23 protein-coding genes and 1 riboswitch are annotated in these 25,061 nt (G+C 60.6%); of the genes, 5 read left to right on the top strand and 18 right to left on the bottom strand.

Annotated features, from left to right (window positions below):
- Position 1: 1 nt before the first annotated feature.
- The 3 genes from moaD to moaA all read right to left on the bottom strand — a co-directional run bounded on the left by moaD (position 2) and on the right by moaA (position 1,753).
- Positions 2–244: a molybdopterin synthase sulfur carrier subunit gene (moaD, locus tag DCL27_RS05315; RefSeq protein ID WP_005288112.1), complete on the bottom strand. Its 243-nt coding sequence runs from the start codon at positions 242–244 to the stop codon at positions 2–4.
- Entirely contained in the window at positions 241–726 is a 486-nt protein-coding gene (gene moaC / locus DCL27_RS05310; protein WP_005288115.1) for a cyclic pyranopterin monophosphate synthase MoaC, read from the bottom strand. The genes moaD and moaC overlap by 4 nt, the downstream gene beginning before the upstream one ends.
- A gap of 37 nt (positions 727–763) precedes the next feature.
- Entirely contained in the window at positions 764–1,753 is a 990-nt protein-coding gene (gene moaA / locus DCL27_RS05305) for a GTP 3',8-cyclase MoaA (RefSeq protein WP_035598421.1), read from the bottom strand.
- A riboswitch (molybdenum cofactor riboswitch) is annotated at positions 1,741–1,883 on the bottom strand. It overlaps the preceding gene by 13 nt.
- Before the next feature lie 315 nt (positions 1,884–2,198).
- Here moaA and yvcK point away from each other — a divergent pair.
- Positions 2,199–3,107, top strand: a complete 909-nt coding sequence (gene yvcK, locus DCL27_RS05300; RefSeq protein WP_005288124.1) for a uridine diphosphate-N-acetylglucosamine-binding protein YvcK — start codon at positions 2,199–2,201, stop codon at positions 3,105–3,107.
- On the opposite strand, the gene DCL27_RS05295 is transcribed toward yvcK, so the two are convergent.
- Complete coding sequence (locus tag DCL27_RS05295) at positions 3,104–4,306, bottom strand: nicotinamide mononucleotide deamidase-related protein YfaY (RefSeq protein ID WP_035597200.1); 1,203 nt, start codon at positions 4,304–4,306, stop codon at positions 3,104–3,106. The genes yvcK and DCL27_RS05295 overlap by 4 nt on opposite strands.
- A 218-nt stretch (positions 4,307–4,524) precedes the next feature.
- Between DCL27_RS05295 and tyrP the strand changes: the two genes are divergently transcribed.
- Both tyrP and trpS read left to right on the top strand, forming a co-directional pair.
- Positions 4,525–5,742, top strand: a complete 1,218-nt coding sequence (gene tyrP, locus DCL27_RS05290) for a tyrosine transporter TyrP (RefSeq protein WP_005288136.1) — start codon at positions 4,525–4,527, stop codon at positions 5,740–5,742.
- Positions 5,743–5,927: 185 nt separating this feature from the next.
- Positions 5,928–6,956, top strand: a complete 1,029-nt coding sequence (gene trpS / locus DCL27_RS05285; RefSeq protein WP_050979563.1) for a tryptophan--tRNA ligase — start codon at positions 5,928–5,930, stop codon at positions 6,954–6,956.
- 59 nt (positions 6,957–7,015) lie between these two features.
- On the opposite strand, the gene DCL27_RS05280 is transcribed toward trpS, so the two are convergent.
- From DCL27_RS05280 to DCL27_RS05245, 8 genes are all read right to left on the bottom strand, one after another.
- The gene (locus DCL27_RS05280; protein WP_005294613.1) at positions 7,016–7,570 is read right to left on the bottom strand and encodes a YfaZ family outer membrane protein; all 555 of its coding nucleotides are present in this window, start codon (positions 7,568–7,570) and stop codon (positions 7,016–7,018) included.
- 348 nt (positions 7,571–7,918) lie between these two features.
- Positions 7,919–9,310: an o-succinylbenzoate--CoA ligase gene (gene menE / locus DCL27_RS05275; RefSeq protein WP_035597203.1), complete on the bottom strand. Its 1,392-nt coding sequence runs from the start codon at positions 9,308–9,310 to the stop codon at positions 7,919–7,921.
- Positions 9,310–10,281 carry an o-succinylbenzoate synthase gene (gene menC / locus DCL27_RS05270; RefSeq protein WP_005294608.1) on the bottom strand — a complete coding sequence of 324 codons (972 nt, stop codon included), beginning with the start codon at positions 10,279–10,281 and terminating at the stop codon, positions 9,310–9,312. The genes menE and menC overlap by 1 nt, the downstream gene beginning before the upstream one ends.
- Positions 10,281–11,138, bottom strand: coding sequence for a 1,4-dihydroxy-2-naphthoyl-CoA synthase (menB, locus tag DCL27_RS05265; protein WP_005288159.1), 858 nt, complete (start codon positions 11,136–11,138; stop codon positions 10,281–10,283). The genes menC and menB overlap by 1 nt, the downstream gene beginning before the upstream one ends.
- Positions 11,139–11,190: 52 nt before the next feature.
- Positions 11,191–11,964: a 2-succinyl-6-hydroxy-2,4-cyclohexadiene-1-carboxylate synthase gene (gene menH, locus DCL27_RS05260; RefSeq protein WP_035597205.1), complete on the bottom strand. Its 774-nt coding sequence runs from the start codon at positions 11,962–11,964 to the stop codon at positions 11,191–11,193.
- The gene (gene menD, locus DCL27_RS05255; protein ID WP_035597208.1) at positions 11,961–13,643 is read right to left on the bottom strand and encodes a 2-succinyl-5-enolpyruvyl-6-hydroxy-3-cyclohexene-1-carboxylic-acid synthase; all 1,683 of its coding nucleotides are present in this window, start codon (positions 13,641–13,643) and stop codon (positions 11,961–11,963) included. The genes menH and menD overlap by 4 nt, the downstream gene beginning before the upstream one ends.
- A 235-nt stretch (positions 13,644–13,878) precedes the next feature.
- The gene (menF, locus tag DCL27_RS05250; protein ID WP_005288166.1) at positions 13,879–15,207 is read right to left on the bottom strand and encodes an isochorismate synthase MenF; all 1,329 of its coding nucleotides are present in this window, start codon (positions 15,205–15,207) and stop codon (positions 13,879–13,881) included.
- Between the two features lie 137 nt (positions 15,208–15,344).
- Entirely contained in the window at positions 15,345–15,842 is a 498-nt protein-coding gene (locus DCL27_RS05245) for a DUF1097 domain-containing protein (protein WP_005288167.1), read from the bottom strand.
- Positions 15,843–16,131: 289 nt separating this feature from the next.
- Here DCL27_RS05245 and DCL27_RS05240 point away from each other — a divergent pair, with 289 nt between their 5' ends.
- The gene (locus DCL27_RS05240; RefSeq protein WP_035597211.1) at positions 16,132–17,598 is read left to right on the top strand and encodes a C69 family dipeptidase; all 1,467 of its coding nucleotides are present in this window, start codon (positions 16,132–16,134) and stop codon (positions 17,596–17,598) included.
- Positions 17,599–17,704: 106 nt separating this feature from the next.
- On the opposite strand, the gene hybE is transcribed toward DCL27_RS05240, so the two are convergent.
- The 6 genes from hybE to hybO are packed head-to-tail and all read right to left on the bottom strand — an operon-like array spanning position 17,705 to position 23,701.
- The gene (gene hybE / locus DCL27_RS05235; protein ID WP_005294597.1) at positions 17,705–18,223 is read right to left on the bottom strand and encodes a hydrogenase-2 assembly chaperone; all 519 of its coding nucleotides are present in this window, start codon (positions 18,221–18,223) and stop codon (positions 17,705–17,707) included.
- The gene (locus DCL27_RS05230; RefSeq protein ID WP_005288174.1) at positions 18,213–18,707 is read right to left on the bottom strand and encodes a HyaD/HybD family hydrogenase maturation endopeptidase; all 495 of its coding nucleotides are present in this window, start codon (positions 18,705–18,707) and stop codon (positions 18,213–18,215) included. Before DCL27_RS05230 ends, hybE begins: the two co-directional genes overlap by 11 nt.
- The gene (gene hybC, locus DCL27_RS05225) at positions 18,707–20,410 is read right to left on the bottom strand and encodes a hydrogenase 2 large subunit (protein ID WP_005288177.1); all 1,704 of its coding nucleotides are present in this window, start codon (positions 20,408–20,410) and stop codon (positions 18,707–18,709) included. Before hybC ends, DCL27_RS05230 begins: the two co-directional genes overlap by 1 nt.
- Positions 20,407–21,597, bottom strand: coding sequence for a Ni/Fe-hydrogenase cytochrome b subunit (hybB, locus tag DCL27_RS05220; protein ID WP_005294592.1), 1,191 nt, complete (start codon positions 21,595–21,597; stop codon positions 20,407–20,409). The genes hybC and hybB overlap by 4 nt, the downstream gene beginning before the upstream one ends.
- On the bottom strand, positions 21,590–22,573 hold the full coding sequence (gene hybA, locus DCL27_RS05215; RefSeq protein WP_005288183.1) for a hydrogenase 2 operon protein HybA: 984 nt from the start codon (positions 22,571–22,573) through the stop codon (positions 21,590–21,592). Before hybA ends, hybB begins: the two co-directional genes overlap by 8 nt.
- 3 nt (positions 22,574–22,576) lie before the next feature.
- Positions 22,577–23,701 (bottom strand): hydrogenase 2 small subunit, encoded by a 1,125-nt coding sequence (hybO, locus tag DCL27_RS05210; RefSeq protein WP_005288186.1) that lies wholly within the window; start codon positions 23,699–23,701, stop codon positions 22,577–22,579.
- 788 nt (positions 23,702–24,489) lie between these two features.
- Here hybO and DCL27_RS05205 point away from each other — a divergent pair.
- On the top strand, positions 24,490–25,026 hold the full coding sequence (locus DCL27_RS05205) for a cytochrome b (RefSeq protein WP_005288191.1): 537 nt from the start codon (positions 24,490–24,492) through the stop codon (positions 25,024–25,026).
- The last annotated feature ends 35 nt before the right edge of the window (positions 25,027–25,061 follow it).

Here is a 25,061-nt window from a genome sequence, read left to right as displayed (position 1 = left end):
CTCAGCCTCCGGTGACGGGGGGGAAGAAGGCCACCTCGTCGCCATCCTGCAACGGATGGTCGAAGGAGACCATGGTCTGGTTGACGGCGGCCAGCAGCTTACCCGACTCCAACGCCAGGGCCCACTTATCACCGTGCTGGATCAACTGTCGGCGCAGGGTCTCCACATCCTGACAGGCCTCACACGCTAACTGGGCACAGCCGGTCAGTTCACGTACCTGAGCAAAAAATAGCACTTGGATCATTGCGCCTCCTCGACACGAAAATCGCCCGACTTACCGCCGCTCTTGGCCAACAGGCGCACCGGCCCGATCACCATATCTTTCTGGACCGCTTTACACATGTCGTAAATCGTCAGGGCCGCTACCGAGGCGGCGCTCAACGCCTCCATCTCTACCCCGGTCTTGCCACACAGGCGGCAACAGGTCTCGATGCGCACGCGATGGTGCGCCGGTTCGACGCTCAGCGTCACCTCCACCTTGCTCAGTAACAACGGATGGCAGAGCGGGATCAGCTGCCAGGTGCTCTTGGCGGCCTGAATACCGGCGATGCGTGCGGTGGCGAACACATCCCCCTTCGGGTGTTTACCGTCGATGATCATCGCCAGGGTGTCGGGGCGCATGGTGACGTAAGCTTCGGCGCGCGCTTCGCGTACCGTCTCCGCCTTGGCGGAGACGTCGACCATGTGCGCTTCGCCGGCCGCGTTGATATGGGTTAACTGGCTCATAAGTTTTTCGCTATTCCGGATTGGCCGAACCGGCGGGCTAGCCGCCGATGAAAGAGAGATTCTGGGTATGCCCGCTATCGCCCTGGTGCAGGAAATGGCGCTCCCGCTTGTGCTGCAGGGCGGCGGCGATGCGTGCCTGTAGCGCCGGTAGCTGCGCATCCTGCTGCAGCAGATCGCGCAGCGTCATCCCCTGCTCACCGAACAGGCACAGATGCAGGTTGCCGAGTGCGGAGACCCGCAGCCGGTTGCAGCTGGCGCAGAAGTTTTTCTCGTAGGGCATGATCAGACCGACCTCGCCCTGGTAGTCCGGGTGCCAGAATACCTGAGCCGGACCATCGCTCCGCCCGGGCAAGCGGCGCTGCCAGCCGGCGGCCAGCAGTTGACGGCGGATCAGCTCCCCCGAGACGTGATGACGGCGGAACAGATCGCTGCCCTCGCCGGTCTCCATCAACTCGATGAAGCGCATCTGAATCGGACGATGGCGGATCCAGTGCAGGAAGGCGTTGAGGCTCTGATCGTTCACGTCACGCATCAGCACGGTATTCACCTTGATGCGCTCGAAACCCGCCGCGAAGGCGGCGTCGATACCCGCCATCACCTGGGCAAAACGATCCTCGCCGGTGATGGCATGGAACTGCCGCGCGTCCAGGCTGTCGACACTGACGTTGATCGCGCTCAGCCCCGCCTGACGCCAAGCGGCCACATCACGCGCCATGCGATAACCATTGGTGGTCACCGCCAGGGTTTTAATGCCCGGATTCTCACGCACGGCGGCGATGATGTCGCAGAAGTCGCGACGCAGCGTGGGCTCTCCCCCCGTTAGACGCACCTTCTCGGTACCCAGCGCGGCGAAGGCTCGACTGACCCGACGGATCTCATCCAGCGACAGGAAACGCTTCGCCTCGTGGCTGGCCGGGCGATAACCGTCCGGCAGGCAGTAGGTGCAACGAAAGTTGCAAACATCGGTGACAGAGAGGCGCAGATAATAGAACTTGCGCGCAAAAGCGTCGGTTAATTGGGAGCTCATAAACACCTTTCCAAGTCGGGAGGCACCGGCATTTCTACCTGATACCCTGGTGGCGCAAGGCCACGGCCAAGGCACCGTATCCCGCCGACTGCGTGGACTTAGGCACCATGGCTCGGAGTTCAAAGAAGTCGCGCCGGCGACGCCCAAGGCATCCTACCGTCGCGGCCATTGCCGTCACGCCGCGCGCTGCATCGCCCATCACAGCGACCACCACGAAACATCACCGGCAATCGACCCCGGCATTGTCCTTCGGGACATCTACCGTGGCCAGCGTTATATACATAAAGATATAACGCTTATATCTCAGTAAGTTACTGCACATAGTAATCAAATTAGCGCCGCTTGCAATTGATACATATCACGCCCCGGACGCCTCGCATCGCCTTTTTGACGCCAATCCGCTATCTTAGGCGCCCTCTGCGCCAGCGCCTCAACAAGGAGCCTTATGCGAAACCGTACTCTGGCCGACCTGGATTGCGTCGTCGCCCTCGGCGGCGGCCACGGACTGGGCCGCGTCATGTCGGCCCTCTGTTCCCTCGGTCCTCGCCTGACCGGCATCGTCACCACCACCGATAACGGCGGTTCGACCGGACGCATCCGCCGTGATGAGGGGGGGATCGCCTGGGGAGATATGCGTAACTGCCTCAATCAGCTGATCACCGAGCCCAGCGTCGCCTCGGCGATGTTCGAGTACCGTTTCGCGGGTAATGGCGAGCTGGCTGGCCACAACCTGGGCAACCTGATGCTCAAGGCGTTGGACCACCTGAGCGTGCGTCCCCTGGAGGCCATCAACCTGATCCGTAGCCTGTTGAAGGTCGATGCCCAACTGATCCCCATGTCGGAGCATGCCACCGATCTCTGTGCCATCGATGACGATGGTCTCCCCGTCCATGGCGAGGTTAACATCGACCAACTGACGCGGATGCCGCGCCAACTGCAGCTTTCCCCCGCCGTCACCGCCACCCGCGAGGCGGTGGAGGCCATCGCACGCGCCGACCTGATCCTGATCGGCCCCGGCAGCTATCTCACCAGCCTGATGCCGATCCTGCTGGTCGATGAATTGAGCCAGGCGCTACGTCGCAGTCGCGCGCCGCTGGTCTACATCGGAAATCTGGCGCGTGAACATAGCCCCGCCGGGCAATTGCGGCTGGTTGAGAAGTTACAGCACATGAAGGCGGCGCTGGGCGGACGCGCGATCGACGCCGTCATCGTCGGCCCACAAACCGACACACACGACCTGGCGGCGCCCTGTTGTGTCGTACAGGGCGTGCTGGCCGCCGACGACATTCCCTACCGCCATGACCGTGGGCGCCTGCACACGGCCATCGAGCGGGTACTGCAACAACTGGGTTAGGCGGCATGCTCGCAGGCTAGGCGAGTCGGCCACTCATACTCACCGAACGGCGAGGCACCATCCAAGTAGCGACACACCATATCCAAGGCGAGGGTAGCGCACACCTCACGGCGCAGCGTCTGGCTATGATGGGCGGCGGCATAACGCAGCGTCTGGCCGTAACTCCCCTGTGGCGTATGCAGCGCCAGGGTCAATTGCCCCGCCAGCAGCTCGCCGCTGGCCAGCGTCAGCGCCGCCCCACTGCGAGCGGCTAACTCGCGCGCGCGCCCCATCACCTGCGACAAGGTGGGATGTCCCCCCGCCGCCAGCAACTCGCCGTCGGCCAACGGCGCATCCGCCGCGCGCAGCCAACCATGGATCATGCCCGCGCTGAATTGCTCACTGAGCGCCATCCGCATCCCGGCCTGGCGTAAGGCCTCGCTGGCACGTCGCGCCACACTCTGCTCGCCCTCATACAACAGATTCGGCGCCACCAAGGCGCGTACCTGCGCCCAGCTCGCCTTCATCGCCGCCGCCTGCGCGGCGGGTCCGGTCAACTTCAACTCGATGATCGGCGCCGCCGAACGGTAACCGAGCCGACAATCGGCGGGCAGGCTCAGCCCATCTAACTGCTCGGCCAGGCTGCTCTCGCTACGGCCAAAGGTGGTCAGGCGCAGACAGAGCGGCGGCGCGGGCAACGCGAAACGCCGCTGTAAACGCGGCATGATCTGCTGCTCGACCATCTGGTAAAACTCACTCGGCACGCCAGGCGTAAAGAAAACAATACAATCATGCAAGTTCAAGGAAAAACCGCAGGCGGTGCCGATCGGGTTATCGAGGCGCTCCGCCCCGGCGGGCAACAACGCCTGCTTACGGTTACTCTCGGCCATCGGTCGACCGCGTTGCGCGAACCAATCCTGCATCCACGCCAACCACGCCTCATCCTCGACCAGCGGCAGATTCGCCACCCGGGCCGCCGCCTGCGTCGTCAGATCATCGCTGGTCGGCCCCAACCCACCGTTGACGATCAGCACCTGTGCTCGGCGACTGGCCGCGTCAATGGCGGCGCATAGCGCACCGATCTCATCCCCTACCGTGGCGCGTTCGCTTAACGGTAGGCCATGATCGAATAACCAACGCCCCAGCCAGGCCGCGTTGCTGTCTAGGATCTGTCCATGTAGCACCTCATCACCGCTGCTCAGCATCTCAACTCGTAACATAGTCCACTCCGTTTTAGGCTCTAGCCCACTTTAAGAAGTGCGCTCGCAGGTGACAATGGCCGCCCCATGATTTGCTCCCGAGAGTGCCAATAAAACATTACCCCAATGGAGCATGTAAAGTTATCATTACATATAATGTAACGCCGATTTGACGACGATAATAATTTCCCGTACGCTGCGCTGAAATAACTCCCTGGAGCAGTAAAGCAGAGGAAAGCGTGAAGAATCGGACTATTGGCAGTATTTTTATCGTGGCAGGTACCACGATCGGCGCAGGGATGTTGGCGATGCCTTTGGCCGCCGCCGGCGTCGGTTTTAGTACGACCCTGGTGATGCTCATCGGGCTATGGGCACTGATGTGCTACACCGCGCTATTGATGGTTGAGGTCTATCAACACGCGCCGGCCGATGAGGGATTAGGCACCCTGGCTCGCCGTTACCTCGGGCGCCCCGGCCAGTGGCTGGCTGGTATCAGCATGCTGTTTCTAATGTATGCCCTCACCGCCGCCTATATCAGTGGCGCCGGTGAGTTGCTCGCCGCCAGCCTGGAGCAATGGCTGGCGCTGCCGGTCTCCCCCCTGCTCGGCGTGTTGCTCTTTACCTTGGTCGGCGGCACCATCGTCTGCGTCGGCACCCACTCCGTCGATCTGTTCAATCGCCTGCTGTTCAGTGCCAAGATCATCCTGCTGGTGGTCATGCTGACGCTGATGATGCCGCATATTCGCGCCACCAACCTGCTCAGCCTACCGCTGGAGAAGGGGTTAGCGCTCTCCGCCATTCCCGTGATCTTCACCTCGTTTGGCTTCCACGGCAGCGTCCCGAGCATCGTCAGCTATATGAAGGGGGATATGCGTCGCCTGCGGCTGATCTTTATCGTCGGCAGCGCCATCCCACTGTTAGCCTACATCTTCTGGCAGTTAGCCACCCTGGGCAGCATCAGCAACACCACCTTCCTCGGTCTGATGGCCAGCCATGCCGGGTTAAATGGCCTGTTGCAATCGGTGCGTGCCGTGGTGGCCACCCCGCACGTCGAGCTGGCGGTACATCTGTTCGCCGATCTGGCGCTGGCGACCTCATTCCTCGGCGTCTCCCTTGGGTTATTTGATTATCTTGGCGATCTCTTTAAGCGCCGCCGTAACGCAAGCGGGCGTCTGCAGACCGGTCTCTTGACCTTCCTGCCACCGCTGGCCTTCGCCCTGTTTTACCCGCAAGGCTTCGTCATGGCGCTGGGCTATGCCGCCATCGCGCTGGCGGTACTGGCCCTGCTGCTCCCCGCGCTACTGGTCTGGCAGACCCGTCGACGTCACGGCGAGCAACGCGCTTACTACCGCGTCGCGGGCGGACGTCCGCTGCTGTGGCTGGTATTGCTGTGTGGTGGCGCGGTAATCGCCATCCAACTGTCGATCGCCGCCGGGCTCTTGCCCGAGGTGGGATAAGCGAGTAAGGTAACGGAATGAATAGCACAGTCTCTCTACACATCACGTTAGGTTGGTGGCGTCGCATCTCGCGGCGGCACGTTACTGTGTATTATTAATCTCAGTCATCAAGCCGCCGGAAGGCGGCTTGATACTTTTTAACGGGTCGCACTCCGGCGCATTTATCGCTTAAAGGGAGCACGACCATGCCATCTACCGATCTCAACCTTGCCCAACAACCCGTCTGCCTGAGCGGCGATCGCCCCACCGGGCCGCTGCATCTCGGCCATTACGTCGGTTCGCTGCGCCAACGCCTCGACTTGCAACGCCACTTCCCGCTGTATGTGATGATCGCCGATCTCCAAGGGCTGACCGATAATGGCAGCCATCCGCAGAAGGTGGCGGATAATATCCTGCAGGTGATGGCCGACTACCTGGCGGTCGGTCTCGACCCCGCCCGCACCACCCTCTGTCTGCAATCGGCGCTGCCGGCGCTGCCCGAGTTGACCATGCTGTATATGAACATCGTCAGCGTGGCCCGGGTGGCACGTAACCCGACGGTCAAGGCGGAGATCGCCCAGAAGGGATTCAGCGCTAGCCTACCGGCGGGCTTTCTGCTCTACCCGGTCAGCCAGGCCGCCGATATCACCGCCTTCAACGCCGAACGCATTCCGGTCGGCGACGATCAACTGCCGATGCTCGAGCAGACAAACGAACTGGTGCAACGCATGAATAGCCTACTGCCCCAGCCTGTACTACGCCCCTGCCAGGCGATTCTCAGCCCGGTGGGGCGTCTGCCGGGCATCGACGGTAATGCCAAGATGTCGAAGTCGCTGGGTAACGCCCTGCCCCTCGGGGCGACACCCGCGCAGATCCAGACGGCGGTACACGCCATGTATACCGATCCACAACATCTGCGTGTCAGCGATCCGGGACGTGTCGAGGGTAACGTGGTCTTCACCTACCTGGATGCCTTCCATCCCGATGCCGAGCGCGTGGCGCAAATGAAGGAACAGTACCGGCGAGGTGGCCTTGGCGACAGCCAGTGCAAGCGTGAATTGGAGGGATGCCTACAGGAATTGCTCGCGCCGATACGCCAGCGCCGGGCCGAATTTCTCGCCGATCCCGCCATGCTATTGCAGATCTTACGTCAGGGAAGTGAACGGGCGCGGGCGGTCAGCCAGCAGACGCTGATGGCGGTCAAACGCGGATTGGGATTACCCTTGATGTACTGAGCGCAGGCGATAGTGCCCGCTAAGGCTAACAGGGCGGCGAAACGCCGCCCAGAGAGACATCAGAAGCTGAGGCCGACCCCGACGTAAGGACCATCGGCGATGGCGTTGTCGCGGTGACCGTCTTTCCCGGCCAGGTTGACGTAACGATAGCCGACATCCACGCTCAACGGACGCATCACGTTCCAACGCACGCCGCCGGTCGCTTCCGTATAGTCCTTGATCCCGCTGGAAAGGGAATCCGGCGAGTAGTAGGCTGAACCATACAGGGCAAAGCTCTGCCCCAACGGCAGATTGATGCCGCCGCCGATTGCCACGGCGTAATCGTCGCTGCCGCCGCCGCTGTGCTTCGGATTCAGGTACATGGCCTTACCGCCAACAGAGATGATGGCAGAGCCCAAAGGAATGCCCAATCCCAGACCCAGGCCAACGATATCGCCGTCGTTATCGCTGTGCGCCCAGTTCAGGGTGGAGTACAGGCCCGAAGTTTCGGTCCCTAAACCGGCTTCAAAATTAGTGAAGTTTTTCCCGGCTTGCCCATTCACGCTGATCGCCTGCGCCGCCCCGCTCAGCAGTAGCGCGCTGCCAGCCACCAGGCAGTAAAACGACTTCTTCATTGAATTTTCCTTATCAATCATTAAAAAAATGTGTCCCACAACCGCCTCCCGATGCCTGGCTAATCCCCGTCGTACGGGAGATCCGCCCTGACTCATGCCAGACATTCACCGCCCTCGGGGCGGTCCTGGCCGATCCATGCCAGCCCATGGCCCGACGCAACGGAGATCCATCACGTACCGATTCGGGGGAGAGGGCGACATCGAGCAACGTGGCGCAGAGCGCCGCGGCGGCGTTAGCATAACGGGAAGCGAGCAGAAACAGAATAAAAAAAGCGCCTCGTAACCCTACGAGACTCTCACTTTAAGACTAAGCCTTATCGACGGAGGTGACACCAGCGGCAGAGAGGACTATCGTTCAGCGTTGGACGATGCCTGATAGGTCGCCTGCGCCCACTGCTGTACCTGACGTCGCGCGATCTTGATGCCGCCAGACTTCAGCGCAGCGGGCAACGGCAACCAGGCCACCGGGCGCTGAAAACGCGCCACGCGCGTCGCTAGCCACTCGCCCAACACCGCCAGGTCGACCTCACTCTCCACCACCGCCAAGGGACGCTGGCCGAACTCGACATCCGCCACCGGCACGATGAAAGCCTGTGAGACGGCGGGATGCTGCAGCAGGATACGCTCTATATCCTCCGGCTGGATCCCCTCTCCGCCGCTGAAAAATTGGTTATCCATACGCCCCTGGATGCGTAATTCGCCCGCGACCCAGGATGCGCGATCGCGCGTATGGAACCAGCCATCGGCAGCCAGCAACGGGTGCAACTGCCCCGCCTGCCAATAACCACAGGCCAGGCTACTGCCACGCAACAGCACCTCACCATCCGCCGCCAGACGCACCTCTCGCCCCGGCAACGCGTGACCGACGCCGGGTAGGCCATCGGCCCGTTTGGCGCAGACGGTCGACGCCATCTCCGTCAGGCCATAGCCGCACCAGCAACGAATACCGCGCGCCTCGGCCTCCTGCGTCAGGGCTAACGGGATCATCGCCCCGCCCAACAGCACATCGCGCAACGCCACCGGCTGCGTCGACTGCAACAGGCGCCACAGCTGAGTCGGCACCAATGAGGCGTGACTACAGCCGGCCAATGCCTGATGCAACGGATGCATCGGGCGCCAGACTAGGCAGGCTCCGGCCAGCAGCCAGCGCCAGAGGATCCCCTGCCCCGAAACGTGAAACAGCGGCAGCGACAGCAACCAGCTATCCTGCGGCGCCAATGGCATCAGGCTCAATACACCCGCCGCCGAGGCCAGATGAGCGGCGGCACTATGCACCGCCGCCTTAGGTAGGCCACTCGACCCGGAGGTCAGCGTCAGCGTCGCCTGACGTTCGGGCTGCCACGCGGCGGCGACCTCGCCCGCTAGCGAGCGCAGGGATAATGCCGCCACGCCGCGAGGCCAGGCGATGGGCGTCTCCGTAGCCAGATCCAATCCCGCCGACACCGTCAGCGATGGCAGCAGTTCGGTCAGGCGTGTCTGCGGCAACTGCGGATTTAACGGCAAGACCCGTGCGCCAAGCTGCAATAACGCCAGATAGGCATACAGCATCTCGGCGCTGTTCTTACCACGCAGGGCGATCACTGCTCCCGCCGTAACGCCTTGGGCCGCCAAGCCCGCGGCCAACGCCGTGATACGCTGAGCCAGCGTGCGCCAATCGATCGCCTGCCCCTCAAGACGCAAGGCGCAGGCGGCCGGTCGCTGTTGCGCCCAGTGACGCCATGGCCAATCGCCAAACGTCATCACGCCCGCCAGACCTCATCCAGATGTTCGACGCCCCACAACGGGAGCGTACTCTCCGGCCAAGGCCGCAGCAATTGGGCGCGCATCAGCGCCAGAGTATCCAAACCTGGCGCCGTGCCCGGCGTCAGCCAGGCGGCCAGACGCGCCAGTTGCCCCAGCCCCAGGCTGGACTCGATGCTCGAGCTGATCACCACGCCCAGGCCAGCTTGCTGGGCCTGCTGTGCCAACTGCTGACAACGTTGCAGGCTGCCGGTCAAGGTCGGCTTGATGATGATCGCGGCGACGCCCGGCTCGGCCTCGACGCGAAAATCAGGATCACGCACACTCTCGTCCCAGGCGATGGCGATCCCGGTGTCACGCGCGAAGGCCCGCGACTCATCGCGCGTCTTACAGGGCTCCTCTAGGAAGAGAATGCGATCACGCCAAGCCGGGTTAACGTACTTGGCGAAGCCATCCGCCTTGGCGCGCGTCCAGCTTCGATTGGCATCCAGACGCAGCCGCAAATCCGGCAACGCCTCCAACAGCAGGTTGACGATCATCCCGTCACGCACCGCCTCGTAGAGCCCAACCTTGACCTTGGCCACCTTCTCGCCCGGAATGGACTGTAGTGCATGAAATAGCGCGTCAGGGTCGCCGTTGCACAACGTGGCCGAGCGGTAGTTAGCCGCCTGCGGCAACGTGCCATCCAACTCCGCCAACGCGCAGCTCAGCCCAAAGGCGACCGAAGGCAGCGCGCTCTCCGCCGGGCTCTCGCCCGCCTGCCAGGCGGCCAACCAGTCGGTGGCCGCCTGCTGCGCCTCAGGCAACGTCTCTCGACTAAACTCCGGCAGGGGCGCGATCTCGCCCCACCCCTCACGCCCCGCCTCACTCAGGCGGACCAGCAACCCCTCGCGGCTTTTCAGCCGTTGGTTACGTAGCGCGACACCGGCTTCCACCGGCAGACTGTAGCGATACAACGTGACCTGACGCATTACGGATTCCGTTTAAATTTGGAAAAGTCCGGCTGACGCTTCTCATTGAATGCGTTACGCCCTTCCTGACCCTCTTCCGTCATGTAGAACAGCATGGTGGCGTTACCCGCCAGCTCCTGAAGGCCGGCTTGGCCATCGCAGTCGGCGTTGAGCGCCGCTTTCAGACAACGCAGCGCCATCGGACTGTTACGCAGCATCTCACGGCACCAACGTACGGTCTCACGCTCCAGCTCGTCCAGCGGCACCACGGTGTTGACCAACCCCATATCCAGCGCCTGCTGTGCGTCGTACATGCGGCACAGGAACCAAATCTCGCGTGCCTTCTTCTGGCCGACGATGCGTGCCATATAGGAGGCACCCCAGCCGCCGTCGAACGAGCCGACCTTCGGCCCGGTCTGACCGAACTGGGCATTCTCGGCGGCGATGGTCAGATCGCACATCATATGCAGAACATGACCGCCGCCGACCGCGTAACCGGCCACCATCGCCACCACCGGCTTCGGACAGGTACGGATCTGACGCTGGAAGTCGAGGACGTTGAGGTGGTGAACACCGCTATCATCACGGTAGCCACCGTAGTCGCCGCGGATCTTCTGGTCGCCACCGGCACAGAATGCCTTGTCGCCAGCACCGGTCAACACGATCACCCCGATGCCGTCGTCATAACGTGCATCGGCCAGCGCCTGCAACATCTCCTTCACCGTCAGAGGACGGAAAGCATTACGCACCTGCGGGCGGTTGATGGTGATTTTGGCGATCCCGTCGGCCGACTTGTGATAGAGAATATCTTCAAAGTCGCCGCTGCAATCTTGCCACGCGATCGGGGCATACAGCTCTTGTTCGCTCGGATACAGCATAATACGCTTCCTGTTAATGATGATTTCGTCCTGGTTCAGCGCGCCTGGCGCGTCAGCCGGGACGACATGTGGTTAAAAAGTCACGCAGCGCGCAGAGAAACGCCTGCGGATTGGCGCGGTGGGCGTTATGCCCGGCACCGGCGATCAGACGCGGCGCCAGTCGCCACTGCTCGGCTAGCGCGCGGAACTTGGCGTCCTGCGCACCGCACAGATAGCATAGCGGGCAGCGTAGCGTGGCCAAGGCCTCCCCCAATGGCGGCTGATTACCCAACGAGGTGGCCTGTAGCATCTGCGCCAAGGCCTCACCGGATTGCGCGGCGCGCAACGCGACCAGCGCCTGGCGCTGCGCCGTGTCCAGATCGGCGAAGACTGCTTGACGATACCAGTCCGCCAATACCTGCGCCATCGGTTCACGGCGCAAGCGCTCGGCCCAGCGAGCGTCATGCTCACGTCGAGCCTGACGGGCCGCGGGTGCCTCCAGACCGGGATTCCCGCCCTCAACCGCCAGCGCCCAGAGTCCCTCGGCGCCACGACAGGCATGGTACATCGCCAGTCGCCCCCCCAAGGAGTAGCCGACCAGTCCATAGCTGGTCACGCCGGCGGCGGCCAGGGTAGCGCGTAGCGCCGTATCGCATTGCGCGAAATCGTCCACCGCCGACGCCGCCGAGGCGCCGTGTCCCGGCAGATCGATCAACAGATGGGCGAACTCGGGCAACTGCTGCGCCAAGGGTAGCCATTCATGATGACTACCGAGAAAGCCGTGCAGCCACACCAGGGTCGGCGCCGCGGGATGCCGCCCGGCCAGACGGTGGCTGGCTAAGATCACAGCGCCGCCACCTTGGCCAGCAGACGCTGGAGTGTCTCGGCCCCCTCGGTGCTGGGGACGCGCAACTCGATCAACGTACACCCATCCTGCTCCCAGCCCTGGCTGACCGCGTCACACAGGGACTCCCAGTCCGCCGGGCAGGCATAGCGTAAGGAAAATAAGGCGGCCGCGTGGCGAAAATCCACGTTCTGCGGCATCAGATAGAAGCGCTCCCGCTCCGCCGGCGGCGTCGGCAACATGGAGAAGATCTGCCCGCCATTATTGTTCACCACGATCACCACCGTCGGGGCACTGACCTGACGCAACAACGCCAAGCCGTTAATATCATAGAGCGCCGACAGATCCCCGAGGATGGCCAACGTCGGCCGCCCCGCCGCGCGCTGCACCCCCGCGATGGTGGAAATCAATCCGTCGATGCCGCTGGCACCGCGGTTACTGTACACCGGATAGCCCGCTGGCAACTGCCCCAACGCATCGATCAGCCGCACAATCAGACTATTGCCGACAAACAGCTGCCCCTGCGCCGGTAACAATTGCGCCAGGCGATGGGCAACCTGTGCCTCGCCGAAATGGTCCCGCACCGCCTCCGCCACACACTGCGCGGCACGCTCGGCCAACACGGCCAACTCGGGTGCCCAGGGTTGGCTCGGCAGCGCCGGATGCGCCGCCAGCCATGTCTCTACCGCAGCCACATAGCGATGGCCGCGATGACAGGCCGGATCGAGCCGCCCCGGTAAAGGATCGATCAGCCAGTAGCATTGTGGCTGACAGGCCGCCTGCCACTGTAGCGCCCGCTTCCCCGTCAGGCTGGCGCCAAACTGTACCACCAGCTCGGCGCGCGCCAACACATCACGCGCGCGGGGGTGATTCAGCCACAGATCGGCGCAGGGCAGCGGCTGGCCGCTTTGCGACAAGACATCGCCGATCACCGGCCATCCCAGCGTCGCGGCCCACTCGGCCACCTGGCGCCCGGCACGCGCATTCACGCGCCCGATAAGCACCACTCCACGCCGGTTACGCCACTGCGGCCAGGCGGCCTCATCGAGGGGCTGCACGCCCGCATAGGGTGCGCTCTCCTGCAGCCAGGGCGTCTGCCCCCGCCACCAGTCGCCCAAGGCCGCCGACCAGGCCTGCTGGCCGTCGTCGTCCTCACCATACAGCGGCTCGGCGAAGGGGCAGTTGATATGTAGCGCGCCATGATCGAGACGGGCCATGGCGCTGTCGATGCTAGAGGCCAGCCAGGCGGCGGAGATATCCGGGGTCGGTCGCGGGAGATTGAGGGTTTCGGTGGGATGAGAGGCAAACATGTTCTGCTGGCGGATCGCCTGATTGGCGCCGCAGTCGATCAGCTCCGGCGGACGATCGGCGGTCAATAAGACCAAACGCTCCCCCGTCAACCCGGCCTCGATCAACGCCGGATAGAGGTTCGCGACGGCGGTTCCCGAGGTGACGATCACCGCCACCGGCTGGCCACTGACCTTCGCCAGTCCTAACGCCAAATGGCCCAGTCCGCGCTCATCGAAGTGGGTGTGGCAATGGAGACGGGTGTTGGCCGCCGCCGCCATGGTCAGCGGCGTGGAACGGGAACCGGGAGCAATACAGACATGATATACGCCGTGACGGGTCAACGCCTCAAGCAGCACCGTAGCCCAGCGACGGTTAAACAGAATAGATGACATGGCGACTCAATAGTTACTTAGCGGATTGCGCGTCCTGCGCTGAGGCGAGCAGACTGGCGGCACCAGCCACTAACGCGCGCGTTGGCGTCGCGCCCCAGCAAGCGAGGCATAACACCATGATTTAAAAGAAAATCAAATCTAAAGTATGACCAATATGGTACACCAGGCGTCCCCAGACCTCAATCGATGTGCGCTAGGCAAAATGGTGCCGTCGAGCGCTAACCACACGCCAGGATCACGCCGTCTCTCCCTCCAACAGGGTGCGCAGCCCCGCCGCCTTATTCTCGATCTCCTGCCACTCCTGCTGCGGATCGGAGCCGGCGACGATGCCTGCACCGGCATACAGGTGGATCTGTCGCTCGACGATCAACGCCGAGCGCAGGGCCACCGCGAACTCTGCCCGGGCGAGCGAGAGGTAACCGGCCGATCCGGCATACCAACCGCGATCGAACGGCTCATCCTGCATGATGAAACGCCGGGCCGGCTCGCGCGGTAACCCCGCCACCGCCGCGGTCGGCTGCAACCGGCGCAGGCAGTCGGCATCATCCTGCTGATTCAACGTGACATGAATGGTGCGCCGCAGATGCTGAACCTTACGCAACGCCACGATCTCCGCCGCCATCACCTCTAGGGTCGGCGCTCCGGCGCTCCCACGCAGACGTTGGCAGATATCATCCACCACCAGCAGATTTTCATGTTGATTCTTACCATCCTGCATCAGCCAGATCGCATTGGCGCGACACTGCTCATCGTCCTCGCCACGCGCCACCGTGCCCGCCAACGCCTCGGTCTCTAGCTTACGCCCTATGCGGCGATACAAGCGCTCCGGCGAAGAGCCGAGAAAGGCATGATGCGGCGCCAACGCCAACATAAAGTGATAGCAACGGTGGTTGACGGCTCGACTGGCGGCGAGGAACTGCGCCGCACGCAATGGCTCACGCAGCGTCAGCGTGGTGCGGCGCGCCATCACCACCTTGGCGAAATCATTACGCGCGATAGCCGCTAATGCGCTTTGCAACAGGGCACACCAGGCATCGCGATCCGGTTGATGCGCCGCGTGCAACACCGCCGCCTGCAAGCTTCCCAGTGGCTGAGGCGGTAACAGCGCGGCCAGATCGCGCAAGGCGCGAGCCAAATCGTCACGCAGCGAATGGTCGCTGTACAGATAGACCACCAGCTCCGCCTCATCGCCACGGCGCAACAGCGCTAGACGCGGTAAGAAGAGTAGGCTCTCGACCTCGCCGATCCCCTCCAACGCCACGCGATCGAAGGCATTCAGCCCCCAGATGCGTAACGCCGGATTATTCTGCTGACGAATAAAGGCCTGGGCCTGCTCGGCATCACGAAAGATCTGCAGGGCACCACACACCGCCGCCTCTTCTTCGTCGCTGCGATGGCGCCAATAAAACTGGGGATAGAGCGGCTGCGCGGCAAGCCACTCCAGCATTCCCTCCCCCGCTTGCGCACGGAAAGGGAGCGCCACTCTGACCAGTCCCGGCCCCTCGTGGGCCACTGCGTCTAACAAGGGGACGATGCGTTCGATCAGAGTGGTAAATTGATGCACGACAACCTCGGTCGGAGATAAGAGCGTTAAGCCATGAATTATACGGGGGATTAGGCAGAAAAACAGCGCATGAAGGTGATATCGCTCGCACTGGCGGACAATCGTCGAAAAAGCCGCCAGTGAGGGCCAACAGCGGGTTAACGGATGCGTACCTCATCCGTGTTAGTGGTGGCGTCAGCGGCACGGCGACCACGCGCCGCCAACCACAGTCCGCTGTTCTTCATGCCGTAGCCAAACAGCAAACCGAGTAATAGCGACGGCAACACCAGGCGCCAATCTCCCCCGGCGGCGAACGTCGCGCAACAGCCAATAAAGGTCCCCGGGACAAAAGAGAGCCAGCGTTGACGCGCCTGGACGCACATCAGGAACGCCACCACCCCGGTCAGGCCATAACCCAGCAGCTCCAGATGTGGCTGTAATGCGCTGCCATTAATGATGATCTCCGCCCAGAAGACTCCGCTACAGAGCGTACATAGCGAGATGCCTAGCCCTTTCACGCCCCCTTGCGGACAGGCGAAGTAGGCGGTACAGCCCAAGAAGCCGGCCCAGGCCGATAACCCTAGACTGATGGCGAGCCAGCCCCAGACGGCAGACAGGATGCCGGTAGTTAAGGCAATGGCAAGTAGAACGGACATCACAGACTCTCCTGATACAAAAAGCGTAGTGTAGCGGCGAATACGCCATATTCATTGACCATCATCACATCGACAATTAGTCGAGTTGTGATTATTACATCATAAAGTGAGATAAATCACATTTATTGCCGCTTTTATGCCAGGCGCGGATACGTCTATTCCACACGCCTCTTATGGTCATTTCCGCTTACAAAAGGTAACGCCGTTTTTATTAGCAGGGTTTGTAACTGACAGAGCCACGATCTAAGGTGAAGAGGCTTTACAATACTTATAACTATTGGAGTTACTTATGAAAACCACTCTGCTGGCAGCCACAATTGCGACCCTATGTATGGGCCAAGCGATGGCTTGCACCACGATACTGGTGGGCAATCAGGCCACGACCGATGGTTCTTTTATCGCTGCACGTAATGAAGACTACTCAGCTAATAATGCTAAACATATGGTCATCCATCCGGCCGCCCATAATCAGCACGGGGTGTTTAAATCTCACGGCAATGACTTTACCTATCCGCTGCCCAAAGAGGCCATGAGTTACACCGCTATCCACGACTTCGACACCCAGGACAAGTCGATGGGGGAAGCTGGCTTCAACTCGGCCGGCGTCGGAATGACGGCGACCGAAACCATCTACAACGGCCAACCGGCGCTGAAAGCCGATCCCTATGTAGAGAAAACCGGGATCACGGAAGACGCTATCCAGACCGTGGTGCTGCCGCGTATTCACAGCGCGCGTGAGGGCGTCGAACTGCTGGGTAAGATCATCGAACAGCAGGGCGCCGGTGAAGGCTTTGGCGTCGCCTTCGTCGACCAGCACGATCTGTGGTATCTGGAGACCGGCAGCGGCCACCAGTGGATGGCGACCCGCCTGCCGGCGGACAAGTATTTCGTCTCGGCCAACCAGGGGCGTCTGCGTCAGTATGATCCGAAAGACACCGCAAACTATCTTGGCTCCCCGACCCTGATCAGCTTTGCCGAACAGCATGGCCTGTACAGCCCGAAAGACGGCGCCTTCGACTTCCACAAGGCCTATTCTCAGGACGTCGACAACGATGTGACCTATAACTATCCGCGCGTCTGGACGCTGCAACACATGTTCAACCCGCAGCTGAAGACCACCATCACCGACGGTAAAAACTTCCCGGTCTTCCTCACCCCGGCGAAGAAAATCAGTATTGCCGACGTAGAGCAGGCGCTGCGTAATCATTATCAGGGGACCGCGCACGACCCCTATGCCAACAACAACCCGAAAGAGCCTTACCGCCCGATCTCCGTATTCCGCACCCAGGAGTCGCACATCCTGCAGGTGCGTCCGAACCTACCCAAAGCGATCGGCGAAGTGGAGTACGTCGCCTTCGGCATGTCCGCGCTGAGTGTCTATGTGCCCTATTATCAGGGCATCGAGCACTACTTGCCGGGTTATGACAAGGGGAGCGATCAGGCCAGCGATGACTCCGTCAACTGGAAGTTCCGTACGCTGCAAACCCTGGTCATGCAGGATTACAACGCCTATGCGCCTGACGTACAGCGCGCCTACCATCAGTTCGAGCAGCAGACGGCCCAACGTCAGCAGAGCATGGAGCAAGCATACCTGACGCTCTACAAGTCTCAGCCGAAGAAGGCCCAGCAGCTGCTGCAACAGTTTGAGGATCAGACCATGCAGGGCGCGCTGAAGCTGACCGATCAGCTGACCAGTCAGGTCGTGAGCAAAATGACCCATGCCACCGACATGAAGTATCACTTCGAAGGGGCATAATCGCCTCCGCAGTGCGCTCGATAACCGCCTCCCTCACGAGCGGGGGAGGCGGGAGATAAAAAAACACCCCGCAAAGCGGGGTGTTTACATGACACGGCAGAAAAGATTAACCGCGACGACTGAACAGCGCGCGTCGCGACAGGTCGACGTCATGCGCCTCCGCCACCGGCAACGAGAGCAGCATGGTCAAGGTGTCGCGCATCAATTGCTCGGCCTGATCCGCCTGCAGATGAGGATCGAGAGGCGACATCAGCGAACAGGAGAGCAGTTGCCCACTCTGCGGCAGCTCACCGACCATGAAGGTCATGTTGCCGCGCGGCAGTTGCAACGCCAGACGGTCGCCGATCTTACGCTCCGGCCAGGCCTGATCCGGCCCCGGCAGGATCACCACGCTCAACATCCAGGGTGTCAGCACACAACCGACCCACTGACCGTCGAACGGGCGCATCACGGCACTGACCGGGATCCCGGCGCGGAAGAACGGCAGATCATGCATCTCGCCACTGGCGATCTGCTGATACTGCTCCACCAGCAACGCGGCGGGATCGTTGTCGAACCCGACGCATGCGGCCGCCATACCCAGCGCATTCTCGTCACTGTGCATGGCATTCTCTTCACTGTGCATGAACATCTCCCTGATGCGTAGCCTGTACCCCCTGCTCTCGCAGGATGGCCAATACCCGATCCATCGCGACCGGTACGGCGCTAGCGATCGCCGGCGTCAGACCGATGTTGGGCTCCAGCGACTGCGGCTCAATCCCCACCAGCGTCAGCTGTTTCGGGAACTCGTCCGTCAGACGCAACGCCGACAGCACATCGGCCAACCCCAACTGATGTGGCGAGATCTTGCGGCTAAACATCGCCGGCACCTCATCGTCACGCAGGGTGATCACCGTACCCGGCTCGTTGCCGCTGAGTACCGCATCCACCACGATCAGGTGATCGCGGCAGGCCAGGTACTCCAACAGCTCCATGCCCGCCGTCCCGCCATCCATCAGCTCGATGTTGTCCGGGAAATGATAGTCGCGCTGCAGGCGCTCGACGATACGCACGCCGACCGCCTCATCGCTGAGCAACAGGTTTCCAATCCCGAGAATCAGCGTATTCATTACAGGATTTTTACCTTGGTCGTTTCGCCATCCAGGGTATTCACCACGTGTACCGCACAAGACATGCACGGGTCGAAGGAGTGCACGGTACGCACCACTTCCAGCGGCTTGTTAATGTCGGCGACCGGCGTCCCCACCAGCGCCTGTTCGTACGGACCCGGCTCATCCTGGCCGTTACGCGGGCCGGAGTTCCAGGTTGACGGTACCACGGCCTGGTAGTTGGCGATCTTGCCACCCTTGATGACGATCCAGTGAGAAAGCGCACCACGCGGAGCCTCTTCGAAGCCGACGCCACGATACTCTTTGTTCGGATCGATTTCGGCCGGGATATAGGCCACATGGTCGCCCTTGCCGATGTTGTCGATCAGCGCCTGCCACTGCTGCATCAAGGTATCCTTCAGCACGCAGCAACGCACCGCACGACCGATGATACGGCCCATGGTGGAGTGCAGCTGTTCGACCTGCAGCTTCTGGCCGGTCAGGGTGTGATACAGGCCATTGACCTCGTTGTAATGCTTAACGGTGTCTTCATGCTTGGCGGCCAGTTTAACCAGCAGATCGGCCAACGGACCGACTTCGACCACCTGATCATACAGGGTCGGCGATTTCACCCAGGAATACTTGCCGTCTTCCTGCCAGCCGGTGTAATTCGGCTCGGTCTTACCTTCCCACGGTTTCAGATTCGCGTCGTCCTGATACCAGGAGTGCTTACTGGATTCGGCAATACCGGCGATCAGCCACGGATCCTGCTGGCTGGTGATCGGACGGTAGTTAGCCATGTCGCCGTTTTCGATATAGCCACCCGGCAGCAGGAAGCTACCGCCGTCGCCGTCGGTCGGCAACTCCGGCACGCTCAGGTAATGCTTGGCGCCACGACCCAACGTCATCCACTCCGGATAGTTGGCCGCGATGATCGCCGCATCCACCTTGTACACCTGCTCGATGAAGTCGCCCAGACGCTCGATGAACATCTTGACGTACATCAGGCGCTCCAGGTTGAGCACGCTCGGCGCGTTGAGGTTGATCGGGTTAGCAACACCGCCGACCGCCAGGTTCTGGATGTGCGGAGACTTACCGCCCAGGATGGCGACCACGCGGTTGGCGTCGCGCTGGCACTCCAGCGCTTGCAGGTAGTGAGCGACGGCGATCAGGTTCACTTCCGGAGAGAGTTTCATCTCCTTGTGGCCCCAGTAGCCGTTAGCAAAGATACCCAACTGGCCGCTATCAACCAGGTTACGGATCTTCTGCTGTACCTTCGCGAACTCACCGGCGCTGTTCAGCTTCCAGGCGGAGACGCCCTGCAGCATCGCCTCACACTTGTTCGGATCGGCCTGCAGCGCGGAGGTGATATCCACCCAGTCCATCGCAGACAGCTGATAGAAGTGGACGATGTGGTCGTGGATGCTGTGCGCCGCCAGGATCAGGTTACGGATGTACTGTGCATTGACCGGCACCTTGGCGCCGACGGCACTCTCCACCGCACGAACAGAGGCGATGGCGTGAATGGTGGTACATACGCCGCAGATACGCTGCACGATCATCCAGGCATCGCGCGGATCGTTACCCTTCACGATGTCTTCCATCCCGCGCCACATGGTGCCGGATGACCAGGCTTTGGTCACCTTGCCGTTTTCGATTTCGCAATCAATGCGCAGGTGGCCCTCGATGCGGGTAATCGGGTCGATAGTAATACGTTGGCTCATACTTTAGCTTTCCCTTGGGCCTGATAACCTTGGTGTTTTAAATGGTCAAGCGCTGGCAATACCGGCAACAACCGGATCAGCAGCAAATAAGCAACAACCTCGATGGCGACGAAGCCCATCGAAATCAGCACCTCTTCGGAGGTTGGAAAATAGCCGTAGCCGTTGCCCGGCGAGTAAGCCAGCAACGAATAGTTCAAACGCCATAGCGCCGAGCCGAGCAGCATGCTCAGGGCGCCGACAAACAGGATACGCGAGTCTTCACGGCAGCGTGCAGAGCAGAATGCCAGCAGCGGGAACAGCATCAGCATGGCTTCACACCAGAAGCTGATGGCGTAGCGATTAAACTGGAACAGATAGTGCAGTTTATCATGCATCGCCAGTTCACCGAAGCGCAGCGCCAGGAAGACCAGCAGGAATACCTGGATTACGCGCACTAATTTGGCAAACAGCGTCTTCTCGTTCGGGCCGCGACCCCGCAACCCCGCCTGCACCAGCGAGCCTTCAAAGACCACGATGGCGAAGCCCATGATGAAGGCGGTCAGCACCGACAGTAACGGCAGCAGCTCATAGCTTTGCCACAACGGATGCACCTTCTTCCCGGCAGAGATCATCAGCGACCCCATGGAAGACTGGTGCATGGTCGGCAGCAACGCCCCCAACGCCAGAATAAAGAACATCACTTTATTCAGTCGTTTCAGCGACACCTTCCAGCCGAAGCGCTCCATGATCACCGGCGCGAACTCCAGCGCCATGACACCGATGTACACCGTCATACAGACCGCCGTCTCGAACAGTACCGAGGAGGTGTTGAAGTGCCCCGGAATGTAGAAGTACGGCAGGTTCCAGTAACGACCGACGTCGATGGTGATGGACAGACCGCCAAGGGAGTAACCGAACAGGCTGGCCAGCAGCGCCGGACGCACCAACGGATGATACTCGCCGCGGTTAAAGACATACACCGCCCAGGCCAACGCCCAGCCGCCACAGGCAAAACCGGTACCGATCAACAGGTCGAAGGCGATCCAGATCCCCCAGGGATAGCCCCCGTTCAGATCGGCGACTGAACCGATACCGAAGATCAAACGCTTCAGGATAAACATCCCACACAGCAGGATGAATGGGGCCAGCAACACGACGGGCCAGCTGACCAGACGCCCGCCGAGCGGACTGGCTTTATGCTCACTCATTATCATCGTCTCCGTCATGGTGATTCTTGGTGTTTCGATAGGTCATTACCGAAAGACCGGCCAAGACCACCAACGGCAGGATCATGCCTTTATACAGCGTATGCTGAATATGCTCAGAACGGGCGCCCGTCGACAGCTCATCCAACTGCGGCATCCCCAACTTCTCGTAGGGTACGCCCGCCAGCACCAGGACCTGAGTCCCCCCGCCCTCTTTCTCACCGTAGACACACGGCTGATAGCGCGCGACCGGGTGCAGGTAGCTGTCGTTACTGTGCAACGTCTGACGCGGATAGGCATACTCGGAGCCCGGACGCGCGGCGAGACGCTTCTTCGCCTCGGCCAGCAGCTCGTCACGGGTACCATAGATCACCGCCCCGGCAGGACACACCTCGACACAGCCCGGCAGTTTACCCTGATCGATACGCTCCAACCCTTTCTGGTTACACAGTTCACACTTGTGAATCGCCCCGAACGGGTTATCGTAATCATACTTCGGTACGTCGAACGGGCAGGCTACCATGCAGTAACGGCAACCGGTGCAGACGTCAGGATCGTACATGACGATCCCGGTGACAGGGTGCTTCTTCAGCGCCGATACCGGACAGACCGAGACACAGTTAGGATCGACGCAGTGCATGCACTGCTTCTTGATATAGGCGTAGCCGTTCTCCAGCTGATCCTTGTTGACCCCGGTGCCATCACGCCATACTTGGATGATGTTATTGGTATAAGGCGTCAACTTGTCGTTGTTCGACCAGATCGGATCGCCTTTCGGGTTCAACGCATTCTTGTTCAGGCGCTGACACTCGGCGACGCAAGCCTGGCAACCCACACACAGGGTGGAGTCATACAGCATCCCGACCGCCGTTGGAATCGGCGGCTTGTTCTCGGCCGCCGCCTGGGCGCTGCCGGACGCGGCAGTGCCGGCCGCGAGCGCACCAACGGAAGCGAATTTAAGGAAGTTTCGTCTGTTCACGGTTTACTCCTCCCGTGAATCGTGTTGATCCGCCTGATTACGCTTCTGCTGGCGACCCAGTTCACGCACCGCCATCAGGCTGACCCCGGCCAGAATACCCAGCGCACCCCCGATCAGACCGGTTGCCGTCGGCGAAATGTGGCCGCCCTCTTTATTGTCCACCAGCGGTTTTTCCGCGCGTGGGGTCGGGTTTTCTACGCTGGAGAGCTGGAAGATCCCCTTGGTGAAACCGATACCCTGCTCGTTACAGCCATAGCACGGGTGACCGATACCGACCGGCCAGATACCGCCGCCGATGTCGCAGAACTCCAGGGTCGAGCAGTTGCCGTAAGTCTCCGGCCCCTTACAACCCAGGTGATACAAGCACCATCCCTGACGGTGACCGTAGTCGCCGAACTCTTTGGCGAAACGACCAGCATCGAAGTGCGGACGACGCTCGCAGTTTTCGTGGATCAGACGCTCATAGGCGAACAGCGGGCGATGCTTGCTGTCCAGCTCGGGCAACTTACCGTAGGTGATGTAGTAGACCACGGTCGTCAGGAAGTTATGCGGGTTCGGCGGGCAACCCGGGATGTTAATCACCGGATGACCCAACGCCTCTTCCAGGCTGACCGCACCAGTCGGGTTACCCCCGGTCGCTGGCACGCCGCCCCACGCCGAGCAGGAACCGATAGCGATCACCGCTGCCGCGTCGGCGGCAGCCTTACGGATCTGATCGACGATCGGCTCGCCCGCCACCATGCAGTAAACCCCGCCATCTTTCAGCGGAATAGAACCATCGACCACCAGGACATATTTGCCCTTATAACGCTCCATGGCATTGTGCAGGTTTTCTTCCACTTGGTGACCGAACGCCGATGACAACACCTCGTGGTATTCCAGCGAGATGGTATTCAGCAGTAACGTCTCCAAGGTCGGGTGAGTCGAGCGCAGCAGGGCTTCGGTACACCCCGTACACTCCTGAGCGCCGATCCAAATCACCGGGGGACGTTGCGGGCTGGTGATCGCCGCCGCCATTTCCGCCGCCGCATTGGAGCTTAACCCTAGTGTGGCGGCCATGCCCGCGCACAGTTTCATAAAGTCACGACGATTGATGCCGTGAGCGGATAAAAAAGAATCCTCAACCATTCTGCAGTTTCCTGTTTGTGCGCATTCGTCTGGTGGAATGCTTTCAGGGGCGCAATGCTAAGGATTTGCCCCCCCCGCTGTGGTTGATCTCCATCAAGTTGACTGGCTTTTTTTACACAATAGGGATATTTATGTGAAACAAAGCGATTCAGCCTGGTCAAGCTGTACAAAAACCAGGCAAATAATTCACGTAATTACACCTAAATATTCTAAGGATATTCTTATGCATAACAGCCTATCTATTGCTTTTAGGCATTGTTTAGATTTAATTATGACGTGCCGCCAGATCCGGCTTAGCTATTCACAAACCAACACGCTGCGCTATTTTCCCGCAAATTAGGCACGATTTATCCCCCATTCTGGCAAATATTATCCCCGCGCAGCTGATCAGGCGCCACCTGATTAATTCGTGTCCTATCCCCCCTGTCGCAATAGAAAAAAGCGTATTCCTCCCCTTTATTATGCCCCTCACGCCGAATAAATTATCGCCAAAAAGATAAATAAACTTAAAGCAACGCGAGGTTAATCGACTTAATGCAGCTAATACTGCTACGCCGGCTGAAAATAATTGAGGAGGGGGATTAAATACACCGCCTTTCCATCCCCTTTCCCCTATCATGTTCTTAACTCTCCGCTACCCTCCGCTGAGTATTCATATTTGAAAATGATAATTAATAACATTTGGAAATATTCTGAAAGCACGTTTGTGGCCGATTTGCTGGCGTGGGGCTACTATTCGAATTAACGATTTCGTCTACAATGTAGCGTCCTGATAAGAGTGAGATACCATGCAACGTTTTAGTAAGATACAGATATCCCTACATTGGTTAACCCTATTACTGATTATCATCGCCTATATCAGCATCGAGTTTCGCGGCTTGTTCGAGAAAAACTCGGCACCGTATTTGCTGATGCGCGAGACCCACTATAACGCCGGCGTATTGGTCTGGATCATCATGCTCGTCCGTTTAGGGCTACGCCATATCCTGCCGGATCCGCCGATTGTCCCTACCCCGCCACGCTGGCAGCATCTGATGGCGCGCCTGATGTATCTGGCGCTCTACCTGTGGTTCCTGGCGATTCCCCTCTTAGGCGTCGCCATGATGGCTTACGGTGGGAAAACCTGGTCGTTTCTCGGCATGACCATCGCCCCCTGGGTCACCCCGGATCCGGCGACGAAGTCGCTGCTCAAAGAGTGGCATGAGGTGTTAGCGAACATCGGCTATGCGCTGATCGGGTTGCACACCGCCGCCGCCCTGTTCCATCACTATGTGATCCGTGACAACGCCCTGCTGCTAATGATGCCGCATAAGAAGACGCGCTAAGCGCGTCTCGCTACGGGGTGGCCTGCGCCGCCCCG

The sequence above is a fragment of the Edwardsiella tarda ATCC 15947 = NBRC 105688 genome (genome assembly GCF_003113495.2).
Classification (GTDB): domain Bacteria; phylum Pseudomonadota; class Gammaproteobacteria; order Enterobacterales; family Enterobacteriaceae; genus Edwardsiella; species Edwardsiella tarda.
The sequence above is the reverse complement of the archived record's forward strand: the minus strand, read 5'-3'. Positions and strand labels throughout refer to the sequence as shown.

Bases quoted from the DNA above. Each gene is read 5' to 3' on its own strand.
- moaD (WP_005288112.1), bottom strand. From the start codon at position 244: ATGATCCAAGTGCTATTTTTTGCTCAGGTACGTGAACTGACCGGCTGT.
- moaC (WP_005288115.1), bottom strand. From the start codon at position 726: ATGAGCCAGTTAACCCATATCAACGCGGCCGGCGAAGCGCACATGGTC.
- moaA (WP_035598421.1), bottom strand. From the start codon at position 1,753: ATGAGCTCCCAATTAACCGACGCTTTTGCGCGCAAGTTCTATTATCTG.
- yvcK (WP_005288124.1), top strand. From the start codon at position 2,199: ATGCGAAACCGTACTCTGGCCGACCTGGATTGCGTCGTCGCCCTCGGC.
- DCL27_RS05295 (WP_035597200.1), bottom strand. From the start codon at position 4,306: ATGTTACGAGTTGAGATGCTGAGCAGCGGTGATGAGGTGCTACATGGA.
- trpS (WP_050979563.1), top strand. From the start codon at position 5,928: ATGCCATCTACCGATCTCAACCTTGCCCAACAACCCGTCTGCCTGAGC.
- DCL27_RS05280 (WP_005294613.1), bottom strand. From the start codon at position 7,570: ATGAAGAAGTCGTTTTACTGCCTGGTGGCTGGCAGCGCGCTACTGCTG.
- menE (WP_035597203.1), bottom strand. From the start codon at position 9,310: ATGACGTTTGGCGATTGGCCATGGCGTCACTGGGCGCAACAGCGACCG.
- menC (WP_005294608.1), bottom strand. From the start codon at position 10,281: ATGCGTCAGGTCACGTTGTATCGCTACAGTCTGCCGGTGGAAGCCGGT.
- menB (WP_005288159.1), bottom strand. From the start codon at position 11,138: ATGCTGTATCCGAGCGAACAAGAGCTGTATGCCCCGATCGCGTGGCAA.
- menD (WP_035597208.1), bottom strand. From the start codon at position 13,643: ATGTCATCTATTCTGTTTAACCGTCGCTGGGCTACGGTGCTGCTTGAG.
- DCL27_RS05245 (WP_005288167.1), bottom strand. From the start codon at position 15,842: ATGTCCGTTCTACTTGCCATTGCCTTAACTACCGGCATCCTGTCTGCC.
- DCL27_RS05240 (WP_035597211.1), top strand. From the start codon at position 16,132: ATGAAAACCACTCTGCTGGCAGCCACAATTGCGACCCTATGTATGGGC.
- hybE (WP_005294597.1), bottom strand. From the start codon at position 18,223: ATGCACAGTGAAGAGAATGCCATGCACAGTGACGAGAATGCGCTGGGT.
- DCL27_RS05230 (WP_005288174.1), bottom strand. From the start codon at position 18,707: ATGAATACGCTGATTCTCGGGATTGGAAACCTGTTGCTCAGCGATGAG.
- hybC (WP_005288177.1), bottom strand. From the start codon at position 20,410: ATGAGCCAACGTATTACTATCGACCCGATTACCCGCATCGAGGGCCAC.
- hybB (WP_005294592.1), bottom strand. From the start codon at position 21,597: ATGAGTGAGCATAAAGCCAGTCCGCTCGGCGGGCGTCTGGTCAGCTGG.
- hybO (WP_005288186.1), bottom strand. From the start codon at position 23,701: ATGGTTGAGGATTCTTTTTTATCCGCTCACGGCATCAATCGTCGTGAC.
- DCL27_RS05205 (WP_005288191.1), top strand. From the start codon at position 24,490: ATGCAACGTTTTAGTAAGATACAGATATCCCTACATTGGTTAACCCTA.